Genomic DNA, 9388 nt, shown 5'->3' on the forward strand with positions numbered 1-9388 from the left:
AACTTAAAGAAATTAGTTTTAGTATGTGTTACAACAATTTAGGGTTAATGTCCAATACGTTTTGATCCATATATTGTTGTATGAATTCTGAAGTGAAATTAGAACTCCCCATTAATACTGTTTTTTGCAACTCAGATTTTATATCAAGTTTTTTAAATTCTTTAAGCATTGGAACCGATGATGGAGCGTAGGAGTAATGCCAAGGCTCATATTTAAATCCTTTTCGGCCTTTTTTATTTGTATAAACGAGATAAAAACCAAAGTCATTAGCGTTATGGTCCATCCACGTCTTAAATCTGGTAAAAGGACCTTCGTTATGAAAATGCTTTTCTAAAAGTACGCTTTTAGGTTGTTTAACACTTCCATCAACAATATCCATATCGGTACCCCAATGATGACGTGATGTACCAGGAATGGTAGAATATTCAATTATTTTATGGATCGCTTTTATGGGTGATAATCCGCTAGCGGTATATCTTTCATATTTACGTTCCCAAATACGGTTTTGGTGCTCATAATCCCTATAACTGGAAACAACTTTAAGTTTAATACCTTGCTCTAAGGCTGCACTTTTCATTTTTAGAAAAGCTTGATGCGCTTTTTTACGTAATTTATGCCCTTCACCAACAAGTTTAGGATTTCCTTTTCCCATAAGATCACCTTTGGTATACCGCGACTGAAAATCAGTAAATGATATGGAAGATAATCCTACCAGTCCCATAGCGCTTACTTGAATAAATTTTTTTCTTTGCATTATTAACAAAATTATCCTTTTGAATCAGAAAGAGTGATCCTTACAGTTTATAAATGTATCTGTAATTTAAGAAATTAAAATGAGACACCGCAGTTAACCATCTTATCATGATGCACTGCGGTGTTTTTTTGACCTTAAAAAATTCGAATATTTAATAATAAAATATTTTGTAATTATGATAGTACACCATCTACTATACCATATTCGATAGATTCATCAGCATCCATCCAGTAATCGCGGTTAAAATCCTTCAATACTTTATCGATATCTTGACCACAATTATCTGCTAGAATTTGAGCACTTAATTCTTTGGTTTTTAAAATTTCTGTAGCCTGAATTTCTATATTAGAAGCTTGACCTCTAGCTCCACCACTGGGCTGGTGTATCATTACCTTAGCATGAGGTTGGATAAATCTACGTCCTTTTTCGCCCACACTTAAAAGAATTGATCCCATAGAAGCTGCTAATCCTGTGCAGATAGTAGAGACAGGACTTTTTAATGCTTTAATCGTGTCATACATAGCGAATCCTGATGTTACATAACCACCCGGACTATTGATGTATAATTTTATTTCTTCATTACTAATCATATCCAGATACATCAATCTGTCAATTACATGCTTAGCTGATTTATCATCCACTTGACCCCACAGAAAAACACTACGTTCTTCTAGAAATTTTTTGTCTATTATATCCTGGATTTTTCCTGATTTCTCTTTCATGTGATTTATGATTATTTTTTCTAAATGTAGTTAAAAGTATAATTATTTTTACAAAATATCACGAAATAAATGATAACATATTTTATACGTATATAAATAAATACAAGATTTTAAAACCTGAGTTCCCAGAAGCCTTTATCATTAATTCAAAAAATTAATGGTACATAGTTTTAATAGTTACATTTTTAATTGTCTATCAAATAAGTTTTATCTTAATGAAGGATATTGGATATGCTTGTGCAATTACGTAAAAAAACTATTGGGCTAGAAATCAGTTACGGTAAAATACCAATCTGCATCATCAACAAATAGTGTAGAACTACCGTTAGTTCTTACGTAAATTTGTGCTGTAAAGGTATTGTTAGATTGGGCAGTTACTTGCATTGATGATTGAAAAATACTTGGATCGTTAACAGTTAATTGAATAATATAGTCATCAGTACTTCGTCCAGTATTTAACGTAACGGTATAATTCCCTGTACTATTTCTAACAACAGTAGCTCCTTGTATTCTCAAGGCAGTTCCGTTTCCAGCAACTTTGCCCATTGCTTTTATTGGATTCTCAAAAAATGCCCCTCCATCGGTTCCTGCTGTGATATTATTGTTTGCATTTGTACTTACAATAGTAGTATTACCTGAGCCACTATTATTATTAATTTGTTGCCAGTCGGTACCATCGCTTTTTACCCATAAAACGGAGTTAGCAGATATTGCCGTTTGATCCGTGTTGGTCAGATCGACATAGGTACTAATATCTCTAATTGCATTTGTGCTATTTTTAATAATATATATTCTTCCTTGACGAGTATTAGCATCAGGAAGTGTAATGTCATGAGTTCCAGTAATTACAATGGTATGATGATCTTCTGTTAAGGTTAAATTTCCTGTAGTACTTATTATAGACGTCGAAACGGAACCTTCTATTTGTAGTGTAGAATTGGCTATGGCAAAACCAGCGGAAGAATCATCATAATCAGCATCCACTGGTACTTCTTGGGTATTTAAGTTAATTCCAAATCTAGTTGTAGCATCTGCAGTATTATTACTTCCTTGAACTCTAAAGAGTTCTCGATGGAATTGTCCTCTTCTAAAATCATATCTTTTAAATACTATAGGTTCGGCACCATCATCACCTATTATAAATTCTAACCTTCCATCATTGGAAGGTCCTGCAGATCCTATTTCAAATAAGTCGGTTTCACCCGCACTACCTTTAAGTCTAAAACTTCCATTGGTAGTTGTAAAAAATATAGGTCGATAAAAACTTGCTCCAGCAGCAGTAAATTGAAGAGCAGAAGTAGTTCCATCTCCATTTAAAAGTACAAGTGGTTGGTCATTGTCTGTATAATCTGGAAATCCTTGAACTAACCCAAGAGTTTGTCTCCTTCCAAATTGTAATAATGGTAAGTTGTTGGATCTAATTTCCATTCGAACATCATCAATATGTCCAAGAAAAGAAGTAGTCGGAAGTCCAGTATTACCATCTACTAACCAATTATCATTAGATGTAGAAACCCAGTTTGTACCATCAAAGACAAAAATTTTACCTTCTTCAAGGTTATATAAAATAGCACCGGTAGCAGCTCCTGTTACTCCGTTCATTTCTACTGTAGTGGCAGCGGTTGGTAATCCCATAACTGAGCCTGCATCTATCTGAGTATATGCCTGAGTTAAATATAGAATAAGTATAAAAAATAATAGTCTTTTCATAAAATATTATTGGGACATAAAATTAAATCTAAAAAGTATCAATAACTTTTTAATAAGTAACTAAGTTACTATTTTTTTGTTTTTTCCCTTGAAAGTCTTAAAAGTATTTTAATAGATATTTAAGTGTTTTAAAACTTATAATACATAAGGATCATTATCTTGTAATATATAAATAACCTGCTCTATCTTTTATTCCATTTGCGAATAATACATAATAATAGGTTCCTACAGGTAACTCTTCTCCTTTTGCAATAGTTGCACGACCCTGGGAAATACCATTAAAAGCTTCTGAAGTTTGTTGAACTTCGTGATATGCTTTTCGGTTATACACTAATACACCCCAACGATTATATATAAACAATTCGTTATCTGGGAATTGTGCTAGTCCTTGTATAACAAAGGTGTCATTAAACCCATCTCCATTTGGAGAAACAGCAGTAAATACCTCTAGGTCACTGTCCAGTATTCTATTAGAAGTACCGAAGGTAAGTACCACATAATTATTAGGGATAATAATGTCAGAGGTAATTTCACCGGTGTCAAGATCTCCCGTTACTGCAGTATTTCCAAGATTAACCCACTGTTCTAAGTTTGGATCCCATCCTACAACTCTTAAATCGGCTAAATCATTGACCAAGGTGGGAATATTACTATTGGTATCCCAAGTTAGCGTTACCCTGGTTTCTCGATCTCCATCTACGTCCCAAAACTCAAAAATGCTAATTCCAAATAACAGATCACCAAAATTGTTTGTGTCAAAATTATCTGAGAAAAAATTAGGAAAATTTGGATTTTCGAAAAAATAAGCTGCTCGAGCGGTGTTGTTAGCTGCCTGACTCTCTATGCGAGCTGGTCTATGACGAAAATCATCACCAATAGGAAATGAAAAATCAAGCAAACCAGTGATAGTTGAATAACCATCAACATAACGATCGTTGTTTTCTCCTAAGTAGGGAGCGTCATTAAGATAATCCAAAGAAACATTTATTTGATTTCTTGGTGTAAAAACTCTTCCGTTAGTAAACTCTTGGAAATTATTAACACCTACTGCCACTTCTAGAAATAAATCATCTAATACATCAATTTCCATATCATAGAAAATTGGACGATTTGTTCCCGAAATTGTTAAACTATTTTGATTGTAGAAACCAGTGAATCCAACATTTTGATCAAAAGTACCATCATTGACCAGATCCATATGAAATCCTACTTGACCTTGATCATGAATTTGTATGTTCCCAAAGTTATGAAATGCAGTCTGGGCACTTAATACAAGCGAAAACAAAAACAGATATGTAATAATTATTATTTTCATTTTATTCGCTTAATTTGGTTTTACTCTATAAGTGATTCTACGGTTCGTTATTACGGTTTTGACAATAACATTTAGAGTACCAGTGGTAGTTCCAGCAAGCGGAATGTTTTGATCATTTGAAATATCACTGGATGAGATAGTATTATCAAGTGCTCCAACTTGAGTTCCAATAACATCAAATGTAAAAGTACAACTATTACCTGCATTTAAATTAATTCCAGATATAGAAAAACTATTAGAGCCTGAAACCGCAGTAATAGTTCCTCCACAAGAAGAAGTAGCATCTGGTGTTGTTGATATGTTCATGCCAGAAGGTAAATTATCTGTTAACGATAAGCTTGTAAGATCTACACCATCAGAAGGATTGCTGAATTGTATAGTTACCGTAGATTCTTCGCCATAATTTATTTGAACAGGGCTAAAGGATTTACTAGCAACCGTCGGAAAAGCTACTTGCGTCGAGTTAGCAAAAACTCCTCCCCAAATGCCTTCATTGGCACTTCCTAAATCAACAGTAGCTGTTGTAGCATTATTAGGGATTAAACCACTACTATCAAATATATCGATATCTAAACCCCAATTATAACTTTGATTAGGGTTTCTAGTTCCAGTGTCAATTCCAAAAGTAGAAATTGTACTATTTAAAGTATTATTTGCAGGATTCAAAGCATTAGAAAGAGCTGTTCCGTTAATTGCTACAAAATCTCCAACAAAGGCCGCACCTGCTTCTCCATCCATTCCAAAATACCCAGTTTTAGTATCAAAGGCTCCTGCTGAAGGAGTCAATAACCCTGTAAGAGTAAAGGAATCATTAGCTCCAAATCCGAAAAAGTCGAAACCATCCCAGATATTTACACTTCTGGTTAGATCAGCGGGATTTTCATAGACAATAACCATGGTCCACCCACCAAAAGGTCCGGTAAAAGCACTACCTGTGGTTAACGCAATATCGGCTATAGTATAGGTTCCTGATCCGGCACCTTGTACTAAACTCGTTACATCAGCAAAAGACTGGAAAACAGCCCATCCGTTAAAGGATGAATTTTCATAATTTGAAACATCCGCAGTTACAGTAGAGTAAGTTCCAGAACTAGGAACTCTAAACCGAACTTGATCTGTTCTTAAAATTGAAGGATCCGGATTATTTATTCCAGCGAATGAAGAACTATAAGTTCCGCCCCAGTACAATCCTGCCCAACTAACAGTGGCACCTGCGGGTAAGGACAGATTAGAACTACTCGAATTGATAGTAGATCCATCAATTGAAGTATACCCCATTACAACCGGAGGATTGTTGGCAACAGGGCTTGCACAATTAGCAGTACAGGTAAGATTGGTATTACCAATCATATCAAAATTTCCTCTAAGATTGATAGCAAATCTCTCTTCATAAGGTCTTGGATTATCAGTCTCATTGTCTGTTATGGTAATAACAGCCTGATCACTTACATCCACAGATGGATCACTTGGATTACTAAAGCTAATAGAAAAATCTTCATCTATTTCTATATCAAGATCATCTGTAATTGAAATTGAAATATTTTGCGAATCTCCAGAAGTACCAGAGAAAGAAAGTGTATTAGTGATAAGATTAAAATCACTACCCGCAAAAGCAGTATTGTTAATTGTATTGACATCAACAGTAAAAGGGCCTGTTGCATTAGTACCTATATGATTTACAGTGAAGTTTACAGTACCTGCATTTTCGTTAACAGTGGCATCATTAATGGAAATTCGAGGTCCAGCAAGTGTCGCTGTAAATACAATGTTATCAACTGTAATTGCTTCATTCCCCCAGTTATTATCTGCTCCAGAAAATCTAATTGAGGAATTTGCTGAAATTTGGTTTGGAGTTAAATTTACAATCGGTATCGAATTAATTTCAGTTGTGTTGATCGTAGCTACTGTTTCATAATCACCTAAGGCATTATTAAATAATTCAACTAGAAGAGTCTCATTACCTCTGAATCTTGAATCATAATCCAAAGTAAGAGTTACATTTGAATAAGCTGATAAATCTAGATCTCTTCTTATTGATCTCCCATCGAGATTAAAAAAAGTAAGTGTGTTATCAAGTGCAGCAAATGCTGGGCCAAATCCAAATGCAGGAGAGTGTATAAAAACACGACCGGCGGTTGGGTTCGTAGTTTCATTGTTTTCTATCCAATTACTTCCCCAATTTTGGTTTCCATTATCATTATTGTTATAAGCTACCGGAGCAAAGTCGTCTATAAAAGTATCTTGGCCAAGTGCGTGGTTTATAGTTAAGACTACTGATAGTAAAAGAAAATATAATATGTTGGTCTTTAGTTTTTTCACTGGGCTATTTTCGATTTATCTTACTACAAAAACTACATTAATTAAAGAATTAAAATCTGCAGGAGTGTTTATAATATCATAGGTCATTTCTCCGTTTGCATCTATTGCAACATTAGCAAAAACCGCTGGGTCAAAAAATGTTACATAATAGTATAATTCATTGGCTAAATATGTTGGTATAGTACCTGGCGATCCTGTACTTGATGCAGAAGTAGCTGCATTAGCTAAAGTGAATTGCTCTATATACTGATCGTATAAATTAACACTTTCGTCTCCTGGAGCAGCTGTATTTGCCGAAATAGTACTAGCATCAATAGCAATAGAAGGAGGGTAGAATATTCTGGATGATTTAGTAGTATTTAACTCAACTACTGATCCATCAGCATTAACACCTAAGGCTTTGGTCGCTGTTGCCGTACCTTCAAAATTAGGGGTTGGTTCTCCATACTCTGGTAAATCTAATTCACCATCATCTTGAATTTTCATAGCAAGTCCCAATGTAGAAGCAGAAGAAACGTTTCCAATAGTATTAAAAGAAATACCATTATTAGTTCCTGAATCTAATATAATAGCCGCATCAAAAGCATTGCCAGAATTCCTGAAAGCCAAACCTATTTGATTCGAATTATTTGTTCTTCTTAAAGTTATATTTTCACCAGAAGATAGATCTGTATTAAATTGTAATGTGTTAGTAGCCATATTTACAGCGCGATTTGCTGTTAATGTTCCATCTGAGTTATATAAATTTTCACCATTAATGATTTCCCATCCCGTACTTGTAAAACGGTATACTTGATCATCATCTAGATTGTATACTAATGCACCGATTTCCGGACCAACAATACCATTGATTTCTGTAAAATCAGTGGCAGTTGGAAGCCCTAATAGATTACCAGCATCTATTTGCGCAACTATATTAGATACATAAAAAGTGAATAATAAATAAAAAATTACTTTTCTCATGTTTTGGATCTTGAAAAATTTGATCTTTAGCTTACTAAATTTTAAAAATATTGAAAGATTAGTAAATTAAGGTAATCTAATTACTGTAAACATAAATCCTAGATCTGCTAAATCCAAGTTTGTAGTACCATTGTCATTATCCCCAGCTCTTATTCTAAATCCAGTTGAGGAAATAGTAGAGGCTATGTATCCAACTGTAGGATCATCATATCCACTACCACCATTATCTGGACAATTACCACCGCAGTCTTCAGGTGTGATCTGTATGATATAATTAGTGCTTCCAATATCAGGGAACGTAATGTCAAATAATCCTTGGCTTACACGTGTAATCGTAGCATTGTAGACTGTTTTAGATGCTGTTCCCGATAATTCATTAGCGTTATGTCTACCTGCTGCCCATATCTGAGGTAATGCAGCTAGCTCAGTTAAAGCTTCCTGAACATTAGTTTCATCTGTACCATCATTATCGACATCTAAATCTGGATTTAGAGGGACATCTGGTGCTTCTTGATCATCAGTCGCAGGGTCTCCTTGCGCTCCTGTAGCACCGGTTGCTCCTGTGCTTCCTGTAGCACCCGTTGCTCCCGTGTTTCCTGTTGCGCCAGTTGCTCCTGTATTACCTGTAGCACCAGTTGCTCCGGTACTTCCAGTGGCACCGGTTGCTCCTGTATTTCCTGTAGCTCCGGTTGCTCCTGTGCTTCCTGTGGCTCCAGTTGCTCCTGTGTTTCCTGTAGCACCGGTTGCTCCTGTATTTCCTGTAGCGCCAGTTGCTCCTGTACTTCCTGTAGCACCCGTTGCTCCCGTGTTTCCTGTTGCGCCAGTTGCTCCTGTATTACCTGTAGCACCAGTTGCTCCGGTACTTCCAGTGGCACCGGTTGCTCCTGTATTTCCTGTAGCTCCGGTTGCGCCAGTGCTTCCTGTGGCTCCAGTTGCTCCTGTGTTTCCTGTAGCACCAGTTGCTCCTGTGCTTCCTGTAGCGCCAGTTGCACCTGTATTTCCTGTAGCACCCGTTGAGCCAGTGCTTCCTGTGGCACCAGTTGCTCCTGTGTTTCCTGTGGCACCAGTTGCTCCTGTGCTTCCTGTAGCTCCGGTTGCTCCCGTGTTTCCTGTAGCGCCAGTTGCTCCCGTGCTTCCTGTAGCACCAGTTGCTCCTGTGCTTCCTGTAGCGCCAGTTGCACCTGTATTTCCTGTAGCACCAGTGCTTCCTGTGGCACCAGTTGCTCCTGTGGCACCTGTACTTCCTGTAGCACCGGTTGCTCCTGTGCTTCCTGTAGCACCCGTTGAGCCAGTGCTTCCTGTAGCGCCAGTTGCTCCTGTGTTTCCTGTGGCACCAGTTGCACCTGTATTTCCTGTAGCTCCGGTTGCGCCAGTGCTTCCTGTAGCACCAGTTGCTCCTGTGCTTCCTGTAGCGCCAGTGCTTCCTGTAGATCCGGTTGCGCCAGTGCTTCCTGTAGCTCCTGTGCTTCCTGTAGCGCCAGTACTTCCTGTAGCACCCGTTGAGCCAGTGCTTCCTGTAGCACCAGTTGCGCCAGTGCTTCCTGTTGAACCAGTTGCTCCTGTGCTTCCTGTTGAACCAGTTGCTCCGGTACTTCCAGTGGCACC

The 9388-nt window shown here is 37.0% G+C and carries 7 protein-coding genes; all 7 read right to left on the bottom strand.

Going from position 1 to position 9388, the window contains the following annotated elements; all coding sequences use genetic code 11:
• Positions 1-28: 28 nt before the first annotated feature.
• Positions 29-754 carry a M15 family metallopeptidase gene (locus Q0829_RS27205; protein ID WP_298549178.1) on the bottom strand — a complete coding sequence of 242 codons (726 nt, stop codon included), beginning with the start codon at positions 752-754 and terminating at the stop codon, positions 29-31.
• 173 nt (positions 755-927) lie between these two features.
• Positions 928-1476, bottom strand: a complete 549-nt coding sequence (locus Q0829_RS27210) for an ATP-dependent Clp protease proteolytic subunit (RefSeq protein ID WP_298549181.1) — start codon at positions 1474-1476, stop codon at positions 928-930.
• 264 nt (positions 1477-1740) lie between these two features.
• Positions 1741-3186, bottom strand: coding sequence for a hypothetical protein (locus tag Q0829_RS27215; RefSeq protein ID WP_298549184.1), 1446 nt, complete (start codon positions 3184-3186; stop codon positions 1741-1743).
• 154 nt (positions 3187-3340) lie between these two features.
• Entirely contained in the window at positions 3341-4501 is a 1161-nt protein-coding gene (locus Q0829_RS27220) for a gliding motility-associated C-terminal domain-containing protein (RefSeq protein WP_298549186.1), read from the bottom strand.
• Between the two features lie 9 nt (positions 4502-4510).
• Positions 4511-6820, bottom strand: coding sequence for a Calx-beta domain-containing protein (locus Q0829_RS27225; protein ID WP_298549188.1), 2310 nt, complete (start codon positions 6818-6820; stop codon positions 4511-4513).
• Between the two features lie 15 nt (positions 6821-6835).
• Complete coding sequence (locus Q0829_RS27230) at positions 6836-7783, bottom strand: hypothetical protein (protein WP_298549191.1); 948 nt, start codon at positions 7781-7783, stop codon at positions 6836-6838.
• 66 nt (positions 7784-7849) lie between these two features.
• The coding region (locus tag Q0829_RS27235; protein WP_298549193.1) for a hypothetical protein at positions 7850-9388 on the bottom strand (1539 nt) is incomplete at its 5' end.

Source organism: uncultured Aquimarina sp., from assembly GCF_947492405.1.
GTDB lineage: Bacteria > Bacteroidota > Bacteroidia > Flavobacteriales > Flavobacteriaceae > Aquimarina.

Bases quoted from the DNA above. Each gene is read 5' to 3' on its own strand.
- Q0829_RS27215 (WP_298549184.1), bottom strand. From the start codon at position 3,186: ATGAAAAGACTATTATTTTTTATACTTATTCTATATTTAACTCAGGCA.
- Q0829_RS27220 (WP_298549186.1), bottom strand. From the start codon at position 4,501: ATGAAAATAATAATTATTACATATCTGTTTTTGTTTTCGCTTGTATTA.
- Q0829_RS27205 (WP_298549178.1), bottom strand. From the start codon at position 754: ATGCAAAGAAAAAAATTTATTCAAGTAAGCGCTATGGGACTGGTAGGA.
- Q0829_RS27210 (WP_298549181.1), bottom strand. From the start codon at position 1,476: ATGAAAGAGAAATCAGGAAAAATCCAGGATATAATAGACAAAAAATTT.
- Q0829_RS27230 (WP_298549191.1), bottom strand. From the start codon at position 7,783: ATGAGAAAAGTAATTTTTTATTTATTATTCACTTTTTATGTATCTAAT.